This window comes from Novosphingobium panipatense, from assembly GCF_900182875.1.
GTDB classification, from domain to species: domain Bacteria; phylum Pseudomonadota; class Alphaproteobacteria; order Sphingomonadales; family Sphingomonadaceae; genus Novosphingobium; species Novosphingobium panipatense.
On sequence record NZ_FXUI01000003.1, the window covers coordinates 78556 to 96705 of the forward strand.

18 protein-coding genes are annotated in these 18150 nt (G+C 65.2%); all 18 read right to left on the minus strand.

The genetic code is table 11. The features are described 5' to 3' along the window. Positions 1 to 139: 139 nt before the first annotated feature. From QOL62_RS05635 to QOL62_RS05720, 18 genes are read right to left on the minus strand one after another with little or no spacing between them, the layout of a single operon-like run. Positions 140 to 2842, minus strand: coding sequence for a conjugal transfer protein TraG N-terminal domain-containing protein (locus QOL62_RS05635; RefSeq protein WP_283405526.1), 2703 nt, complete (start codon positions 2840 to 2842; stop codon positions 140 to 142). 15 nt (positions 2843 to 2857) lie between these two features. After that, positions 2858 to 4294 (minus strand): conjugal transfer protein TraH, encoded by a 1437-nt coding sequence (locus tag QOL62_RS05640; RefSeq protein ID WP_283405527.1) that lies wholly within the window; start codon positions 4292 to 4294, stop codon positions 2858 to 2860. Then, positions 4284 to 5108 (minus strand): conjugal transfer protein TraF, encoded by an 825-nt coding sequence (locus QOL62_RS05645; RefSeq protein ID WP_379501849.1) that lies wholly within the window; start codon positions 5106 to 5108, stop codon positions 4284 to 4286. Before QOL62_RS05645 ends, QOL62_RS05640 begins: the two co-directional genes overlap by 11 nt. Next, the gene (locus tag QOL62_RS05650) at positions 5105 to 6835 is read right to left on the minus strand and encodes a conjugal transfer protein TraN (RefSeq protein WP_283405528.1); all 1731 of its coding nucleotides are present in this window, start codon (positions 6833 to 6835) and stop codon (positions 5105 to 5107) included. The genes QOL62_RS05645 and QOL62_RS05650 overlap by 4 nt, the downstream gene beginning before the upstream one ends. Continuing rightward, a complete protein-coding gene (trbC, locus tag QOL62_RS05655) occupies positions 6832 to 7587 on the minus strand; it encodes a type-F conjugative transfer system pilin assembly protein TrbC (RefSeq protein ID WP_283405529.1) in 756 nt (251 codons plus the stop codon). The genes QOL62_RS05650 and trbC overlap by 4 nt, the downstream gene beginning before the upstream one ends. Then, positions 7584 to 8597 carry a conjugal transfer pilus assembly protein TraU gene (gene traU / locus QOL62_RS05660; protein WP_283405530.1) on the minus strand — a complete coding sequence of 338 codons (1014 nt, stop codon included), beginning with the start codon at positions 8595 to 8597 and terminating at the stop codon, positions 7584 to 7586. The genes trbC and traU overlap by 4 nt, the downstream gene beginning before the upstream one ends. Then, positions 8594 to 9223 carry a type-F conjugative transfer system protein TraW gene (traW, locus tag QOL62_RS05665; protein WP_283405531.1) on the minus strand — a complete coding sequence of 210 codons (630 nt, stop codon included), beginning with the start codon at positions 9221 to 9223 and terminating at the stop codon, positions 8594 to 8596. The genes traU and traW overlap by 4 nt, the downstream gene beginning before the upstream one ends. After that, positions 9220 to 9738 carry a S26 family signal peptidase gene (locus QOL62_RS05670; protein ID WP_283405532.1) on the minus strand — a complete coding sequence of 173 codons (519 nt, stop codon included), beginning with the start codon at positions 9736 to 9738 and terminating at the stop codon, positions 9220 to 9222. Before QOL62_RS05670 ends, traW begins: the two co-directional genes overlap by 4 nt. Beyond that, complete coding sequence (locus QOL62_RS05675; protein ID WP_283405533.1) at positions 9735 to 10121, minus strand: TrbI F-type domain-containing protein; 387 nt, start codon at positions 10119 to 10121, stop codon at positions 9735 to 9737. Before QOL62_RS05675 ends, QOL62_RS05670 begins: the two co-directional genes overlap by 4 nt. Further along, positions 10114 to 10500 carry a hypothetical protein gene (locus QOL62_RS05680; RefSeq protein WP_283405534.1) on the minus strand — a complete coding sequence of 129 codons (387 nt, stop codon included), beginning with the start codon at positions 10498 to 10500 and terminating at the stop codon, positions 10114 to 10116. Before QOL62_RS05680 ends, QOL62_RS05675 begins: the two co-directional genes overlap by 8 nt. Then, complete coding sequence (gene traC / locus QOL62_RS05685) at positions 10500 to 13052, minus strand: type IV secretion system protein TraC (RefSeq protein WP_283405535.1); 2553 nt, start codon at positions 13050 to 13052, stop codon at positions 10500 to 10502. Before traC ends, QOL62_RS05680 begins: the two co-directional genes overlap by 1 nt. Continuing rightward, a complete protein-coding gene (locus QOL62_RS05690) occupies positions 13049 to 13639 on the minus strand; it encodes a hypothetical protein (RefSeq protein WP_283405536.1) in 591 nt (196 codons plus the stop codon). Before QOL62_RS05690 ends, traC begins: the two co-directional genes overlap by 4 nt. After that, on the minus strand, positions 13639 to 14520 hold the full coding sequence (locus tag QOL62_RS05695) for a DsbC family protein (protein WP_283405537.1): 882 nt from the start codon (positions 14518 to 14520) through the stop codon (positions 13639 to 13641). The genes QOL62_RS05690 and QOL62_RS05695 overlap by 1 nt, the downstream gene beginning before the upstream one ends. After that, on the minus strand, positions 14517 to 15860 hold the full coding sequence (locus tag QOL62_RS05700) for a TraB/VirB10 family protein (RefSeq protein ID WP_283405805.1): 1344 nt from the start codon (positions 15858 to 15860) through the stop codon (positions 14517 to 14519). Before QOL62_RS05700 ends, QOL62_RS05695 begins: the two co-directional genes overlap by 4 nt. Continuing rightward, entirely contained in the window at positions 15860 to 16672 is an 813-nt protein-coding gene (locus QOL62_RS05705; RefSeq protein WP_283405538.1) for a type-F conjugative transfer system secretin TraK, read from the minus strand. Before QOL62_RS05705 ends, QOL62_RS05700 begins: the two co-directional genes overlap by 1 nt. Positions 16673 to 16680: 8 nt before the next feature. Then, positions 16681 to 17244: a type IV conjugative transfer system protein TraE gene (locus QOL62_RS05710; RefSeq protein WP_283405539.1), complete on the minus strand. Its 564-nt coding sequence runs from the start codon at positions 17242 to 17244 to the stop codon at positions 16681 to 16683. A 12-nt stretch (positions 17245 to 17256) separates the two neighbouring features. Then, positions 17257 to 17544 carry a type IV conjugative transfer system protein TraL gene (traL, locus tag QOL62_RS05715; RefSeq protein WP_019053870.1) on the minus strand — a complete coding sequence of 96 codons (288 nt, stop codon included), beginning with the start codon at positions 17542 to 17544 and terminating at the stop codon, positions 17257 to 17259. A gap of 34 nt (positions 17545 to 17578) precedes the next feature. Further along, positions 17579 to 17893: a hypothetical protein gene (locus QOL62_RS05720; protein WP_283405540.1), complete on the minus strand. Its 315-nt coding sequence runs from the start codon at positions 17891 to 17893 to the stop codon at positions 17579 to 17581. Positions 17894 to 18150: the final 257 nt, after the last annotated feature.

Sequence of the window (18150 nt, forward strand, 5' to 3'; positions counted from 1 at the left end):
CAGAAAATCGTCTAACTGCCTACACGTGGAAAAAAAACCTGGGCTGACCCCTGGGGGCGCGCTGCCATGATCACGGTGTTCACGTTGCTTACTGCGTACGTCATCTTTGTGATTATCAACGATCTTATCCTTTGATGCGTTACCATTCCTTTACCTCGTCCGCCGCCTCCTCGCTTGCCCCTTTGGCTCCTCGGGTGACTGCGTCGAGATTGCCTCTCGACTGATCGATCCGCCCGCGGCCGCGCGTCTGCGCCGCGCGCACCTCTTGCCTGATCCCCGATGGATCAGGAGGAGCAGCAAGATTTCCTGATCCACCGCCTCCACTCGGCCCTCGGGCGCGGACATCGCCTTGGTTCGCAACGGTGGGGCGGTTGACCGGCGCGAACTCGGGCAGCGTCAGCTCCCCTTCGATCTCATCGTGAAGTCGGTCGGCGTAGCTTTCCACGAACCGGGCCTGGAGCTGCTGTCCCTGCGCGCTCATCTGGAAGTTGACGTCGTCGAACCGGACCGGGCCATAATAATCGCGGTTTGCCTCGATCTCCGACATGCCCCATTCGCGGTAGGCTTGGCTGAGGTTGAGCGAACCGGCAGCGTTGGTACCTTCATACCAGGAGGCTTGGCTTTCCAGGCGGCTTGCCAGCTCTTCAGCGCGCCGGGCTTCGGCCGAGTAGGTCTGCGTTTCAGTCAAAGAGCGGCTGAGGCCAGCTGCGCTGGTCGAAACCTGGGAGCTCGAGTTCGAGCTAGTTTGGCGTAGGAAGCCTTCACGCGTGCTCGACCAGTTTCGCGTATCCGACATCTGCTGAAGCGACCCGATAATGCGATTCCGGTCCTCGGAGGCAATACCAACGTCGCTGTCGGTCCAGCTTTGATTGCGACCACCACGAGCTTTTGCGCCAATCTCTACAGGGCCAAGGCTGCCGCCAACGCCGGCAGTGGCTTCGCCATTGAGAAACCACGAAACGGTGATGTCGTCAGCCGCACGACGCGATAGGCCGAACTGGCGCTGCAGGGTGGTGGAGGCGTTGTCGACCTCGCTGAAGGCGGTGCCGATGCTGTCGTTGCTGCCAGTGCCGCTGACCGTCTCCGAGGAGCGGCCCTGGCTGTAGGCATTGCGGATCTCGTTGAAGCGAGTGACGGCCGAGCTGGTCGATTGCTGGGCAAGGTTCGAGTAGGTCTCGCTCTGCCCGCGGCTCTGGCTCGCCATGGTCGACAGCCTGCTCGTGAAATCCTGCCCCAGCGTCGGCGTGAACGGGTACTGCGAATTCGGCACTGTCGCGAATTCCGCCCCGCTGAAGCTGGTCGTCTGGGTGCCCACATCGCTGAAGCCACGCGTCTGGGCTGCGCCATAGGAAATGCTCGGATTGAGCGCGCCCTGGGCAAACTGGCGCGAGAACACCGTCGAATTATCGAGGTTGCTGTTGCCGAGCGAGACATTGCCAGTGCTGGCCTCGCGCGCGGCTTCCTCGGCCGCATTCTGTGACGGGTTGAGGTAGGAGGTCGCCTGGCCGGAGATCGCCAGCGCGCCCTTGGCGATCCCGCCCGCAAGGAACGGGACCGACGCGACGAGATAGCCGGCAAGAAGTCCGATATCGCGGTTCACGTCGGTCATGCCTGCAAAGGTCGCAAGCGACAGGCCCGTGCCGTTCCCGGCCGCCGCCACATCGCTCGCGCCCTTGAACATCAAGATCATGTGCAGGATGACGAAGAGCGGTCCCCAGGCCGCCAGGTAGAAGAACCCGGTGACATAGCCGCGCAGCGCAAGCGGCCCGGTCTTAGGCATGAGGAACAGCGGAAAGATCACCGGGAACATCGCGTAGAACACGACCGTCAACACGACATTGAGGATCGGGACCCACTTCATCGCGTTCTCGGCGATCGAAGCATAGGTCCGCTCGGTCTGGATGTCGGCACGGGTCTGGGCGAAGACATCGACGCTCGAGGTCCCGCTCGCGCCCGCAAACCCGTGCATCGCTTGGTTCATCGCGTTGATCGTCAGGACCTGGCGGAAGATGTCGCTCGCGTTCTTCGAGACCCCCGAGAGATATTGGTAGCCCACCGGTAGGTCCGCGAGCAGCTTGGTCTTGGCGAGAGCCGCCGTCTGGCGTGGATAGAGCTGCCGCCCGGCGCTGAGCGCCATGGAGTCGACGAGCCCCGCCCACTGGTTCGAAAGGCTGGTATAGGCATCACGGCAGGTGACGATCGACGCCGTTACGCTGTCATCGGCCTGTCGGGTCACAAACTTCTGCGCCCGCGCCGCGCTGCCGGGTGCGATTGTCGTCCAGATATCGTCGCTCTCTGCCAGCTGCTTCATCGAATAGCGGCCGAGCAGCAGATCATAGAACACGCATTGCCGGATGTGCTCGTCGAGATTGGCGGCAAACTCGGGGTCCGAGATGCGCAGGGAGCGCGTTGCCTCCATGAGCCGCGCGCCATAGATCATGCCGTTCTTCGAATAGTTGAGGTCGTCCGGCAGGCCAAAGACCAGCTCGGCTGAGCGCGTGAGATAGTCGCCAACCTGGCTTGTGAAGCTGGCCATGAGCGCAAGACCCAAGGGCACGTTCGCGACATTTGCGGGGGCAAGGCTCGGGTTGACCCGGTCGGTCACATGGACGTCCATGCGCGGCACCATCAGGCACATATAGATGAGCGTCGCACCAAGGAACCAGTTGAGCCAAGCCCGCCAGTCCTGGTTGAAGGCGAGCACGATGACCGCAAGCGCCAGGCCCATGACCATGGTCACCTGGATCAGGCTTTTGTAGCCGCCGGCACCCGTCCAGCTAGCGACGGCATTCAGGACATTGACGATGTACTCGCCGCCGCCGACCGTGAAGATCTCGATCATGGATAGTCTCGCCTTTTAAGGGACGATGGAACGGGACTGGAGCGCACGCGACCAGTCGAGCGATGCAGCCATCGAGGGGGACATCGAGGCCGCCAGCATGTTCTCGATCATCGCTGTCTTCTCGATGATCTGCATGATGGCCGAGACCTTGGCTTGGCCCGTTGCCTGACGCTGCGCGAGGCTCGAGCGCACTTCGGCAACCTGCGCGCGCCAGATCGCGAGCTTGGCTTCGTCCGCGGCGATGAAGCTCGCCATCGAGCGGCCTGCCTCCGACACGATCCGGTCGAGCACCGCGTAGAGCAGGTCGATGCTGGTGATCTCGGCGAGCGTGTCGCGGTCATCGGTTGCCATGCCCCGACCGTAGGCGGCCTGGACCGTCAGAATCTTGTAGAGCGGGACCGAGGCAACCTGGAGCAGCTCCTTCTCGGCATCACCAATCGCCGTATCCGTGCGGATCGCAGCCACCATGCTGCCGATGAGCGCGGCCACCCTGGGCCGGATAGCCTTGGCTGAATTGAGGCTCATGTCCCTAAACGTCGGATTGAGGCACTGGTCCGGCTCGTCGCAGGCAAAGACCCGGACCGTCTGGCCCTGCGTGCCATCAAGCAGCGCGGTCACCAGCGTTGAGGATGCATCGCCTGCAAATGGCACGAACTTGCCCGGCTCGTCGTCCTTCGGCGGCACGTAGATCACCGTGCCGATCAGCGTCATCGCATATTCCGCAAGATCGCGGTCAAACGTGCCATTGGGCGAGAAGAAGGCCGACTTCTTGAGGACGTGCCAGGTGTAGTTGCGCGCCACCGCCGGGTTCACATCGGCATAGTTTGCCCCGGCCCCGGAGTTGGTCGAGCTCCTTTGACCGCGCGTCCCGCAGCCATGCTTGGCCGCCGCGTAATCGGTGAAAATACCCTCGCTGTTGCCAATCGCCTCGCAGATCGCCTTGTCGGCAAGGTCGCCCTTGGGCCAGATCCCCCCGACCAGGCCCTGGGCCATTTCGCAGCTGTTGATCGACAGGTTGTTCATGAGCTGCGCCTTCTGCGCAAACTCCTGCATGATCTTCGAACACTCGGGGCAGACGGTGTCGATCGCCAGGCTGAAGGCAAAGCCAACAGCATTGTTGGCGACTGCCTTCAGCAGCGCGACGATTTCGCTCGCGTTGATGAAGCTGAAGCTGCCGGCAAAAATGTCGATGCCGCCGCAGCCGGCCCGGGCCCGGGGCAGCTGGAGATTGGCGATGTTGGTCGTCTTTTGCGGGAAGCGCGTCCAGACATTGCCAAGGCTATAGTAGCCCGCCGACTGGCCCTGGAAGGCGCTCGGACCGGTGACATTCGCGGCTCCGCCCATGTCGTTCATGAAGCGGTCCATGCTGTCGCCGACATTGGCCTGGAGCGGGGTTACAACGAGGCTCGTGGCGGCAAGAACAAGCGCCGCAGTGCGCAGCTTAGAAATCATGGCCGGCTTCCTTCGAAGTCAGGAGAAAGATGCGGTCCTGCAGCTCGTCGGCCGACAGGACACCGTATCCGATCGGGATCGAGCGTTTGGCTTCGCTGTCCCAAAGGACCAGGGCCGGCGTGATCTTGGGCTCAAGGCCCATGCGCGGGCGCTGCCCGCTCTCAACCGTGTAGTTCGGGAAATGACGCGAGGGCCCGCCGTCGGTCGAGATCGCTCTCACCGTGAGCTGCCAGCGATCGGCGACCGCCTTGACGATCGGGCTCATCACCTCGCAGGCCCCGCAGGTCTGGGCGAAGAAGTAGAACAGCCCGTAGCGATCCCCGAGATGAGCCATCACGCTATCGCGCTCGGCTGCCCGGGCATCCTGCCATTGCCGCTTGGCGACCGCTCCGACCGGGCGCTCGAGCGTGTAATCGAGCCCCGGATCCTGCCAGATCGCTCGCTGCCAGACATCCGAGAACAGTGAGGCCCGGTCGAGTTGCTCGCGCTGGAAGCGGATATAGGCCGTCACATTCGCAGGCGTCGGCTCGATGATCGCCCGAGCCTTGAGCTCACGCAGCGTCGCGGTGATGGCGTCGAGCGCAGCCGTGGCGGTCGGTGCCTGGGACTTCGGCTCGGTAGTCTGCGGCGGCGAGGGTTTCGGCCGCACGCAGTAGAACCAGTAGCCGAGCCGCCGCTCGCCGCAGTAGAAGGCGTCACCGGCCTCGGTGGCGGCAGCGCTGGGGAGCGTGGCCGCGTCCTGGGCAGCGCTCGGGACTGCTTGACCAAGCATGGCGGCCAGCATGATGGCCGTGCGGGTGCGACGGGCGCTCATTGGCTGCTCCTTTCGTAATAATCGCGGATTTTCTGCTGAATGAGCTCGGAGGTCTGGAGCTCGTCGGGGAGCCGCGCCGCATCGGAGAACTCGGCATAGACCTCGGAGAAATCCATGCGGCTGAGATCGAGCCGGGCGAACTCGTCGAGAGTGAAGCCAAGGCACTGCTCGGTCTTGGGCTTGCCCCAGGGCTTGGGAAGCTGCGCACGGCCCTGTTCCTGCAGGATGCGGGTCAGCTTGGACTCAAAGCAGCAGTAAACCTTCTGCTTGGTCAGGCAGACCCCGAGGAAGCTCGAGGAGCAATAGGTCCCGACATAAGTGCACAGCCCTTGCGCATCGCGCTGGTGAAGCAGGACCTCCTCGCGATTGCATCCCAGCATGACCAGGAACTGGATCCCGGGGATCAGCGGGAAGCCTTTGCCCTTGCAGCAGTTGAGCACGCCGAAGACCTTGGACGAGCACGTCTCGCGCTCGCCCTTGAACAGGGTCATGGTCGCCGGGTCGAACTCGCGCCGCGCCTGGTCCATCGCGTTGAGGGCGACGACCGCATCCTTGAATTCGTCGTTGGCCTCGCGAGTGATCGTCTCGCACGAGCCGTCGATGCAGTAGACGTCTCCGTCGCAGACATATTGCTGGCCTGCGTTCTCGCTGGGAGGCACCGGGCACTCATAGACCCGCTCGGCCGTCGAGCAGGGGCTATCGCCCGTCAGGCAATCCTCGCGCACGAAGCGGCAGCTGCCGTTCGCTTCCAGTTCGCCGCAGTCATTGCCGGGCGTCTTTGCCGAGCAGGTATAGCTGCGCTGCCAGGCCCAGCATGGCTGGGTCACCGCGACGCCATCGACGATCCGGGTGACGGGGTCGCTGTCGGTGCAGACTTCGGTGTCGAGCGTGCAGTTGGCATCGCCAGCCAGCGCGGAGCACTGGCTCTCGTTTCGCTCGGCGGTGACCACGGTTTCGGTGGTGGTCGTATAGGGCGTGGCCCCTTCAACCGGCGCGGTGCAGCTGACCAGATCGACGCGCAGGTCGCCGGAGTTGCAGCCCCAGTAGATCCCGAAATAGGGATCGCACAGGTTAATCGGCCAGGACTGCGTGACCGTGCACTGCGGTGCCGGATAGTGGTTGCAGGCATAGATCCCGTTCGGATCGACCCCGCTTCCCGCAACGCAGTAGTAGCCATAGACTTGGCGCGGCTCGGCGCGCACCTCGAGGGGCACTTGGCACGTCGCCGTCTTCTGCTCGGCCGTATAGCCGGTGTTGCAGGTCGCCATGTAGGTTCCGACCGAGCCGGTTCCGGGCGGGAGCGGGACGCAATTGCCCTTCGAACCCGAGACCGACATGCCGCTTGTGTAATCGAGCGGGGTCTCGCTGATCTCGCCCGACCGAGCGAGAATGCTCTTGATCTCCTGGGGTGAAAACCGGGCGCGGTTATCCATGCTGTCCTCGATCGTCCGGATCGCGGTGTTGCCGGTTGCAGCGCTACGGGCGGCGCCCTCAATCCGATCGGGATGGTCGGCCAGGTCCTCAAGGCTTTGGGTGGCGGCAGGATTGAACCCGGGAACGCGCGAAGCATCCGGCGCCGTGGTCGCGGCGCCCTTGGCGCGATCGATCACGCTGCCGCCGAACGCCTTGCCATCGGCTTTTGCATCGGCCGTCGTCTGGGCCGAAGCCGCCTGGGCCACTCCTGCCAAAAGTAGTAGAGCTCCGAGTATCGGACGAAGCCAGGTCATGGGCGCAGCTCCTGTTCGAGGCGGGCAAGGTGTAGCCGCGCCAGCTGGGCGCCTGGGCCGTTGCCATCGCGGAAGGTCTCGAGGACCTGGCTCACCGTCACATTGCCTGAGAGCCGGTCATGCGTCGGCGGGGCGTCGCGGCAGTCGAAGCCGTCACACGGCGCAAAGTCGCTGCCCACCATCACGAAGCTGGGGGCGGCCTCGATGCCGAAAGCCCGGAACAGGCGGGGATCGATCCCGAGCGCCTGGGGGGCATCATCGCCCTGCCAGATCGCCGCTAGCGTTGCCTTGAACTTTGCAGAGTCCCCGGCCGGGAAGCCGCGCAGCACAGTCACGCCGCCTGCGCGTCCCATGTCGCGAACCAGCGCTTTGAGCGCCTCGGGCGGCATCGATAGGCTCGCAAAGGCAATGAAGCGCGGGCTTTGGGAGAGCGGTGCCTTCTCCGCCTCGGCGCGCTCGCGCACCATCGCGTCGAAGTCAAAGACCTCTGGACCTTTGGCCGACGCCGGGACAGTCTCGGCAAACCGCGTGGCCGCGGCCTGTGCGGCACTCTGGCTCTGCAATGCCTCGTCATGCACGGCCTCCGCTCGGGAGCGGACCGTGCTCGCAAGGGCATCAGCATCCTTGGCATGCTCGGCCGAGCGGGCACGGATGGCTTCGAGGTCGATACCTTCGGGCGCGCTTTGGGCCAGCGCCAGGCCTGCGAGAGAAATGCCCGCAGCGAGCGGGATCAGGAGAAGTTTCCGGTTCATAGCGCGCAGCAGTTCCGCTTGCGCCAGACGAGGTATCCCATGTCTTCACCGATCGCGGGGATGACCTGTCCGGCTGATTGAAAGGTGGTGGAGGCGCCGATTGGTGGGCACGCATAACGCCCCTTGGTCGCCGGGTTCGGGTTGGTGGCCTGGAACCGGTATTGCTGCTTGCGCATCACCGGCATCAGGTACTTGCCGCAAAGCCCCTTGCCGCCCATCGTGCCCCAGGCAACGAGCTCGCGGTGGAGCTTGTAGGCAAAGCGCGAGAGTACAAGCCGTGAGGCCTGGACATGGCCGATCGACGCCGAGACGTTGCCGTTCATCGGGTACATCGAGCCCTGGCAGCCAGCGCACCAGAACATCTCGTCGACCGGAAGCTTGACCGTGGCCGAGACGCAGTCGGCAGCGCAGGCAGCAAGCGCCAGGGGATTGGCGAACAGCACCGCCTCGGGGTTGATGATCGCGGTAAGCTCGCTGTCCTGCCAGAGCGGATCGATCTCGGAAATGTAGAGGATGTCGATCGAGCCGGACTCAAGGCACAGGAAATCGGCGATGATCTCCATCCAGTAGATCAAGGGGTAAGCGTACCAGTGGACATGCCAGCTCGAGTAATTCTGGCTGGCTCCGCCCACGGCGGACGGGCCCTTGATCGAGCGGAAACCGATATCGAACCCGGGATCGAGCTTCATCCCGCCCAGATTGACGAAGCACCACGGCTTCATGCTGACGTCGGCAAGCCGGACCGGCTCCCAGAAGCCCATGGCAATCCCTGGCCGCAGCCCGCAGAGGCAGAGCGGCAGATCAGGATTGTCAGGATCGGGCCGGTTGGAGGGCCAGATCTTCAGCCCGCCGACCGAAATCGGAAACAGGCACGACCAGCAGATATCCGTGATCGGGTTGACGAAGCTGCCGGTGCAGCGACCGGGCCCGGCATCGGCGTTGGCCGGACTGGCCAGCGCCAGCCCGAGGCCAGCGAGCAGGCTCGCAGCGAGGCGACGAAGCGATTTCATGGGCGGGCTCCTTGTCGGGAAGGCAGGACGACCTCGCTGACCTCGAGCACCCGGCCATTCTGGCGCACGCGGGCGGGCAGAGCCCTGATCCCGAAATGCGCGATCAACTTGCCGCCCTGGTCGAAGTAAAAGCGCCGCTGCCGCGCCTTCATCAGCTCGAGCGGTGCGCCCTTGGTCAGGATGAGCTTGGCGCCCGGCGATACCCTGAGCGCCCAGGCGAGCTGGTCAGGATCGTCGCCATCGAAGAACAGGAGCTGCGTGCGCAACGGTACGCTGTCGAGCGGGTTCACCCGGGTCCCGCGGGCATGGATGAGCTCGCCCTTGGCGCCCCGGATATCGGTCTCGAGTGTGATCGTCGGATCAAAGCTCCAGCGGCGAGCTGCGCTCGCCGGGACGAGGCCCGCAACCGGCTCTGGCCGGTTGACGCGCGCCGTCGTGCGCCGCTTCAGCTCCTGATTGAGCCGCTGGGTCTCACCTGATTTTTCCATTGCAGTGAGCCGCGTGTGGATCTGTTCCAGGAGATCGCGTTCGATCACCGGGAACACGGCACCTTGCTGGCCATAGTCCCGCGCATCGGCCGGAACGGCGAGGACAAGCGCAAAGGTTACAAGCAGGGCGCGCTTCACAGGATCGCCCTCCCGCTGCCGAGAATCTGCCCGCGGCAGGCAAAACCCACCTCGGCGTAGCGGCTGTCGAACCCGCGCGGATGGTCGCTGCCGACATAGTAGCAGCCGCGCGGGATGACGCCTTCCGGCCCCGGACTGAGCCTGAGCCCAAGCCGGGTCTGTTCGAGACGCGCGCCAACAACCCGGCCATTCACCCGGACTTGCGCGCCCTCGTGGCTCACGACATCGCCCGGAAGACCCAGCACCCGCTTGCCGAAAAGGTGCGGCCCTTCGCCGAAATGCTTGTCGAGCAGCGGCGAGCTGGGCGGCTCGAAAAAGATCAGGCTGCCACGCGCGATCGGCGCCGACTTGTCGAGCCAGAAGGCCCAGTTTGGCAAACTCGGGCTCGAATTGATCAGGAAGGCATGATCCTTACTGAAGGCGGCGAGCGGCGCCCAGGCGAACGGCAAGGCAACGATCCCGGTCAGGAGTAGCGGACGCCGGGCTCCGCGCAGCAGATGGGCGATGTGGATCATGGCTGCGGCTCCCGGCCGAGCCGCGCGGCAATGCGCTGCTCCAGTTCAGCGGTCGCGTCGGGCACTTCACCCGCAAGGACCGCCTCGGCCACCAGCACCACGCGGCCATTCTTGCCCATATCCTGGACCGCCGCCTCGGCCGCCTTGAGATAGGCGAGCGTGCGGGCCTGGCCGACTTCGGGGTCTGGGGCCGCGCGGGCTTCAGCATCGACGAACCGCGCGATGGTCTCAGCCAAGCGCACCGTGACGATCTGTTCACGGGGACGGGCCACTTCGCGGCTGACCCAGGCCCCCCACAACAGAATGCAGACCGTGAGGAGAACCCCGCCAAGCCGCAGCGCAAGCGTGCGATTAAAAGATTGTAATCGGCGAACGTCAGCCATTGACAGTCTCCTTGGGTGCGGCCGGAGCGAGGGCTGTTTCGAAGCGCTTCAGGAAGCGAGGGATCCGCACCAACACCACGCCGAGCAGGGCGGCGATGAAGGCACCCTGCAGGTCCTGGGAAAAGGCAATCCGGCGGATTGCGTCCGCCTCGCGGTAATGGTCGGCAAGATTGCTGAGCTGCGCGAACAAGAGCCCCATGTCCCAGCCCGCGAGGAACAGGAACGCAAACAGCGGCAAGCCCAGGACGATGAGCAGGCTTGAGGCCGCAAAGCGCGATGCCTCGATGAGGATAACGCAGGTGCCCTGCAGGAACGGGATGAGCCGCATCGACGGCGACCACACACCGATGTGGTCGAACGGGGTTTGATGGAAGGCCATCAGCGCTCTCCCGGAGCCAGGCCAGCGACCGTTCGGATCGCGTCAGCGAGCGGCATGCCCTTCGCTTCGAGCGCCTGGATCGCGGCATAGGTGCCCGGATCGGACGAGAAGATCGTCGCCGAGAGCGGATCGAGCACGAGGCGCCCGATCGCTTCGGTCTCCGGGCCCTTGATGAAGATCTCGGAGTATTCCGCACCTGAGCGCTTCAGCGAACGGATCAACGTCTCTGTCCGGTCGTCCATGTCGAGCCGCGCACTCTGCCGGAAGTCGGAGATCGTCTCGGCCTTCTGCTGGAGGATCAGCATCCAGTCGCTGTTCTCAAGCGCGGCGCGCGCGCCGTCCGACTTGTAATAGTCATTCAGGGACTGGGTCGCGGTTGCGAGCGCGCCCCCGTATTTGCGGGCGGTGCGGGCATAGGTCTCGACGAAATCGCCCATCGAGCCGCCCTTCAGCATCGACCAGGCCTCGTCGATCAGCAGTAGCTTGCGCGTCGCTCGCGAGGTCCGCGTCATGGCCTGGCCGGTCATGAACATGATCGCCGAAAGAACGACGCTTCTGAGCTCCTCACGGCTCGCAAGGTCACTCATCTCGAAGACCGTGAAATCGTCATCGAGCGCGAAGCTGGCCTTCCCTGAGAAGAATCCGCCATAGCTGCCGCCCCGGCAATAGGGCGCGATCGCGGTCGCCAGGTTTGCCCCAAGCTCGCCGCCGCCAGCTTCGAGCGCTGCCGCAATGTCATCGATGCTGCCGCCGCTCCCGAGCGTATTCCAGACCGTGGTGACCGCCCGGTCGATCAGGCCCCGCTCGGTATCGCTAGGCTTGTTGTCATGACGGGCCATCTGCCCGATGATCGCCTTGATCATGGCAAAGCAGTCGAGGCGGTAATCCTCGTCGGCCTCAGCCCGCGCATCGTCGACCATGGAGAAGGGATTGAGCGAAAAGCCCGCAGCGAGCGTGAACTCGACGAAGCGCCCGCCCTGAAGCTTGACCGAATGCTCGAACGAGCGGCCGTCGTCGATGACCACGACTTTGGCACCTGCACCGCGCAGGGCTGCACAGAGCTCCTGGAGCAGGACCGACTTGCCCGAGCCGGACTTGCCGCAAATCGCGATGTTGTGGTTGCCAGCCCCGTTCTCGAACGGCGACCACCAGAACGGCTGCCCCCGCCGGCCAACCAGCAGGAGGTGGGGAACCGTGCGGCCCAGGTACTCGCCCTGCATCGGCGCAATATTGGCCGCAGTAGTTGAGAGCATGGTGCGCATGCGCTTCAGGCGCAGCATGTCGTCCGCCAACCCATCGGCGAGGCTCAAGGGGAACGCGGCGACCAGACCCTGGAGCTGGAGGAAGCGCTCATCGGTGAGGTCCCAGCCTGCCGCCTTGAAGATCGCCTTGATCACGCGCTCATGGGCATCGCCCGAGCCCAGCGGCGAATAGCTGGTGAGGCCATAGAACAGCTTCACCAGCTTCTTCCCGGCCTGGAGCTCGTTCTGGACGTGGCGCCACTCGGCCGACTGGTCGGCAAGCTTGGGGAGGAAGCGCGCGCTCTTGGTCTGGCTGAGGCTCGTCGTGCGCATGAACTTGTAGCCAGCGCGGGCCGAAGCTGCCTCCTGGTCCGGATAGACGAGACACAGCATCGTCGCCGTCGGACAGGGAAAGCGCAGCTTGTCGGCGAACATGTCACCGATCAGCCGCGCGCACTCCCACGGTGCCCAGCGCTCGGGAAACGAGCGCACGGCAAAGTGGCGAACATCGAACGTATCGGGGAGGCACACCCCAACCTCGGGGTTCCCGGCGCTGTCGCGGCCCATCTCGCGGAATCGCTCGGTCCTCAGCACCATGCGGTCGTCCTCGACTTCAAGCTCGATATCGGAGCGGATCGCCTGGACATCGATCTGCTCGAGCGGATTCCAGGTCTGGCGCTCGGGCTCGCGCGCCGTAGTCGGCGAGGTCAGCTCATCAACGAGGCCGATCAGCGCCGAAGGGCGCAGCGGATGCGCATCGAGCCCCAGCGAATGGATGAGACCCAGTAGAGCCTCGCGGCATTCGGCAAGCTCGGCATCGGTGACGTTCGTGTTTTCCGGGACACCGAGCGAGACGATCAGGCGGCTGCTCCGCACATGGAAAGGGGCAAAGGCCGAGCCGCTTTCCCAGACCAGGTCATAGAACCGGGCAAGCCGCTCCCGCGCGATCGCCTCGTAGATCCCGCCCTGTTCATAGCGCGGCGCAAACCACGGGGAGACGATCTGTCCGATCCGCGGGCTCGCGAAATTGAGCACCTGCAGGCAGGCCCCCTGGGGCAGTCCTTCGGAGAAGAACTGTCCCAGGATTTCGCCGGTGCGCTCGTCGGCGCCGATCAACGGCGTCACCTCGAGGATGAAACCCTTCGAACGAGCGTTGCGGTAGAGCCCGGCGCTTTCGTCGAAGACCCGGTAAGGCAACCAATCGGACAGCATGTCGAGGCCGAAGCGTGCCCGCGGCTTCTCGGCTGACGCCGTATCGGCAAACAGCCCACCCATCAGGGCATCGCGGGCTTTGGCAAGGGAGAGGCTCACGGTGTGTTTCCTTCCTGGGGAGCAGGCTCCCCTTGTCCTGCACTGAGGTGGGGGACCCGGGGCGGGAGGGGGGCTATCCCGGGTCCCCCGGCCGGCGCGTGCTGCAAGGGGGCAGTCAGCACGTCCGGCAAGGCGGAGTTGGTGTGGTCGGTGGTGTCTGTGGCGGGCGGCGGCGCTTCGCCCTGCGGCTCGCGTGCCGTGGCGACGGCCCGGGCAAGCGCCCGCGCAACCTCGCGGCGGCTTGCCGGATCCTGGAAGTGCGCGCCTGCCGGTTCCGGCAGCGGCACTTCGACGACGCGCGCCTCGTGGTTGCGGCCCTGCGCATCGCGATAGGCGGCCAGCACAACCTTGAGGGTGCCCGAAGTTGAGGTGGCGGTCACCGGACGCTGCACGGAGAGAACGTCGGCCTTTTCATTGACAGTCTCGGTCGCCCGGCCATCGATCACCGAGGTCGGCGCGCAGTCTCCCTCCGGTGCCCGGCAGGAGAAGTTGCCCTTGACGTTGCCGCCGAGCGCCGCGCAGCCGCTGGTCGCCAGCAGGAGGCCGAGCAGTGCCGCGGAGCGAGGCACATGGCTGAAGCTGCGCATCAGCGGCCTCCCTTGTTCGAGGCGAGGCTAAGGAATTTGCGGATTTCAGCAGCTGGGCGATAACCCTGCAGCACGGCGCCATCGCTGGCGCGCACCAGGACCGGCGTGCCCGAGAAGCCCTGCGCCCGGGCAAACGCCTCATTCGCATCGAGGCCCTGGGCCTTGCAGCCCTTACGCTGCGGCACGGCCTCGCCCGCGTAAGCCTGGTGCAGTGCCTTGACCGGATCGGCAGCGCACAGCACTGCTTCAGAAATCTCGCGGCTCTTGGCCCCGAAGATCGAAATCGGCCGCTCCTCGACCCGGACGCCTGCCTTGACCAGTTCACCGGTCAGGCGCTGGCAATAACCGCACTGGAAATCAGAGAAGACGACTACCTTGGGAGCATTCGCCGGTCCCCACTGGATCGCGCCGTCCGCCGGCAGACGGGTCAAGTCGACCTTGGTTGCTGTCGGCGCCGACGGCCCGGCTTCCTGCCCGGTTTGTTGCCGGGCATTGTCTGCGTCCGCGCGTGCGGCCCCTGCCGCCAGGAGATCCGGGTTGAGCTCGAGCAGCCGCGCTGCCGTGACATCGCGGCGCGTCTCCATGTCATAGAGGCGGCCGACCATGAGATATCGGGCGGTCTCATCGACGTAGAACAGCGTGTTGCCCGAGACCACTTCGCACAGCCCGCCAAAGCCTTCACAGGACAGGCCGGTGATCGGCGTCTTGGGCAAGCGGGCCATGAGCGCTGCGCGCACGGTGCTGGCCAGGCCCTGGGCCCGTGCCGGCTCAGCGGTGACCGCGGCGAGGCCGAGGCTGATCACGGTGAAGGCTGTGGTGACAGCGAGGGCCGCAGTCGCGGCGCGCGCCTTCAGGCCCGGCTGAAATTCCGAATACTTCATTTCGTATTGCTCCTGACATGAACGCCGTCGAGGAAGACGATCTCGACCTCGATGCCGGTCGGCATCTCGACGACGGGTTGGTATTGTTCGGCGCGTTCGATGAGGTATTTGCTCACCGTGTCGGCAGCTTCGCCCGCGCCCTGGCCAAAGCCGCCCGCGACAATGTCGGTGGGCGAGAGCGCCTGGCGCTTGCCGTCAGCGCCGATCTGGCCCGTGAAGACGCCATTGGCGTTGGCGGAAAAACCGCGACCAAAGCCGCCGACGATCCCGGCAAGCAGGGCCTGGCCCACGAGGCTGCCCTCGCGGCTGACGACGCGGCCGCGCACGCCCGACTTGCCGGCAAAGCTGATGAAGCCCTTGACCTCGCTCACCGCATAGCGGCCGCCGGGCTGCGCGCAGGTCATGCGGGCAAGCTTCACATAGACCTTCTCACTGCTGAGATCGCCGCGCGCTGCGCCATTGACGAGGCAGCCGGTGAGATCGGTCGTCAGCACCTTACCGCCCCGCATGACCGAACGCGCTGGCCCGGTGATCCGGAGCACCACGGGCAATGGATCGGTCTGGCTGGCAACGCCGGTCGAGGCATCGACGCCGACGATCACGCGCGCCGGCGCATAGCTGTTGGGCGGCAGGTAATCCCGGCTGTCCTGCAACACGAGCGGCGGGGCTGCATTGTCGGGGGCGGGCTTCTTGGGACCGGCAGCGCCGGTCTCGAAGCTCATCAGGCTGACCTTGCCCTCCTCGGGCAGCGGACCGCTCGCTGCCGTCCGGCCAGGGACAGGCGCTGCGCCAGGGGCCACGCCGGGGCCGTAGGCCGGGGGCGGCGCGGCCACCGCTGCCGAGGCACGCGCGGCCTGGTCGAGCTGCGCCTTCAAGGCGGCATTCTCGGCCGAGATGGCGTCGATCGCGGTTTGGCCGTCGGTCCGCATCTGGCTGTTCTCGGCCTTGAGCGCGGCGAGCTGCTGCTCGAGCTCGGGCCGCGAAACCTGGCCCTCCTTGAGCGCCTTGATCTCCCGGTCCTGGGCATCGGCCCGGTTGCCGTAGGTCGCGACGAACTCGCGTTCGGACAGGTTGCGATTGACCAGCCCGCCCGTGTCGATGCTCACGGTATCGCCAGAAGCGTCCGCGTGTCTGTCGTCGTCGCCGCTGAACAGGAAGGCTGCCCCGCCGATCAGCGCAATAGCGCCGACGCCTGCGAGCAAGGCCTTCTGCCGTTGCGCGATCTGGTGGTTCAGATTGCGCCTGCCAACCTCACGCCGGCTTTCCGGAGTGGCGCTGGCTTCAGCCGTCTCAGGGGTCTGGGGAACCGGATCGGTGGCCGGCTTGTCTGCGTTTGCCATCATTCCAGCCCTCCCTTGCGGAAGACGAGGAAGGCGCTGGTCACTTCATTGGGCGCGAGAACATCACGGCCATAAGCAAAGGCAATGGCGCCAGCGGGGCCTTCGCGATCCTGGCCGAGCTCAAGCGGTGCCTTGCCGAGATTGCGCAGGCGGAAGCGCTGACCAGTCAGTTCAGCGCCGGTGTATTCGGCGACCAGCTGGACCTCGATGGTGCCGGTCTTGCGCGGCAGGCCGAGCTCAGTCCGCCCCACAAAGCCTGGCAGTACCGCGTCGCCCGCCATGGCCTCGATCAGCCGGATGGCCGCATCGTTTGGACCGGTTTCCCGTTCCCATTCTTCGGCATCACGGACCTTGAGCGCCGGATTGGTGACGAAGACTTGGCTCGCCTCTTGGGGAACGGTCCGGCAGGCGAACTTGTAGACGAACCCGGCCTTGCTCGTGGCAAAGAAGCTCACCCGGTCCGAGGCAAATTGCGGCGGCACCGAGATGTAGATGTCGCCGCGAACCGGCTCATGGGTGATCGTGAAATCGTTGTAGGGATAGGCGCTCGCGATCTTCGAAACGTTGGCAAAGCCATCGTCGATGAGCGCAATGCGGGTCAGCTCGCCGCGCGAGAGCGTGCAGTCGATCTTGGCATTGTCGGCTGCCTCGACAAACTGGTCAGCACGAGCAGGGGCTGCGCTAAACGCGAGAGCGCAAAGGGCGAGCCCGAAGGCTTTCCAGCCCGTATCGATGCGCCTCGTCGCGCCAAGGCTGAGGCAGGCGACACCGGCGCCAAGCGCCGTTGAAGCATAAGGTGTGAGAGCACTCATGGCCGTTTTCAATCCTTCTGGCTGGGGTCGGGCAGCTGCTCGAAGCCGGTGAGCGCGAGGGAAAGGCCCCGCCTGCTCCAGCTCAGCCGGAAGCTGCGATCATTGCTGGCGATCACCTGCGCGCCGACGAAGGTCTTGAGCGTGCCGGTGACGGTCGAAGTGAGGCTGCCTGGGTCGACATCCATTCGGCGGATGACGAAAGCCTGGCTGATGTCGGAGCCGCGCTGCTCCTCGACGATCTTGACGAGCTCGCCCTTCAGCCGCCCATGGGCAGCCGGATCGGCGAGCTTCAGGATCTCGCCCATCCAATAATCGAGGCCCTGCGGGCTGCGATTGAGCAGCATCAGCGCGGTGTCGCGGGTCACGAGCTCGAGGTAATGGGTGTCGGGCCCCGCACTGGTGAGCGACAACCGCTCGCTCGTCACGGGCACGAGAACAACCTCCCGGTCCCGTGTGGCAGCAGCACCAAGCCCAAGCAGGCTCGCAAGCCCAAGCACCCCGGCTACCACCGCCAGGCGATTGCGCTGGCGCAGGTATTTCTGGGCCTCTTCGTAGGCGAATTCAGCGCGCATGGCGTCCCTCCCTCAGCCGGCCAGGAGACGGCAGTGGGAGGGCGGCGTGGCCTTGAGCCCGAGGAAGCCCCCGGGCAGGTACCAGTAGGCAGCATGCACCAGCGCCGAGCCCGCGTTTCCGGATTTCGCCTTCCGCAAGACGAACCAGGCCGCAAAGGCGAGAGCGATCCCGATGAAGATGTGCTGCGCCAGGATCCCCCAGGCAAAGGGGATCAGCAGCCCCGCGAACTCGTCGATGGTCCAGAAGCCGATGAGCTCCGGATCGTCGAGCCGTTGGGGTACGAGGTACTTGTCAGCCATTATGCCGCCCTCCCGCCGTGACCGGATCCGCTGTTCAGATGACCGCGGTCACGACCGAGGTGACGATCGGCACGCCGGTGCCGACGCCGATACCGACGCCCACCGGAACGGCGACCTGGCCGAGCGAGAAGCGCCCGGAGGCAAGGCCGATGAGGCCGCCCGCAAGGCTGAGAACGGTGATGATCTTGCCGCCCGAGCCTTCGAGGAAATCAGTGAATTTGGTGAGGGCCGGATCGAAGGTGGTGTCAGCGCCGGCATAAGCCGCACCGGCACCGGCGAGCGCCACGAGAGCGGGCAGGATATAGTCCTTGGGCCGGGAACGGCGGGCAAGCGGAACAGGGGTATTCATGGGCAGGACCTTTCGAAGGTTGGTCAAACAGCAAGCGGCCTCGCCGTTCGCTGTCTGTTCTTCGTGATCCCTCGATGGCCCTGTAGGAAATCGAGACCTGCTCTTGCGGCAGCGCGACCAAGCAAAAAGCGACGTGAAAGACCCGTCGTGCCGACCTTTGCGCAATGTCGAACGGTCAGAGCGCCAATTGGGCCGGATCCCGCGCGGCGCTCGCCGGAATTTGCGCATCGGCGTCGGCTTTCTGCGCGAATCGCCAA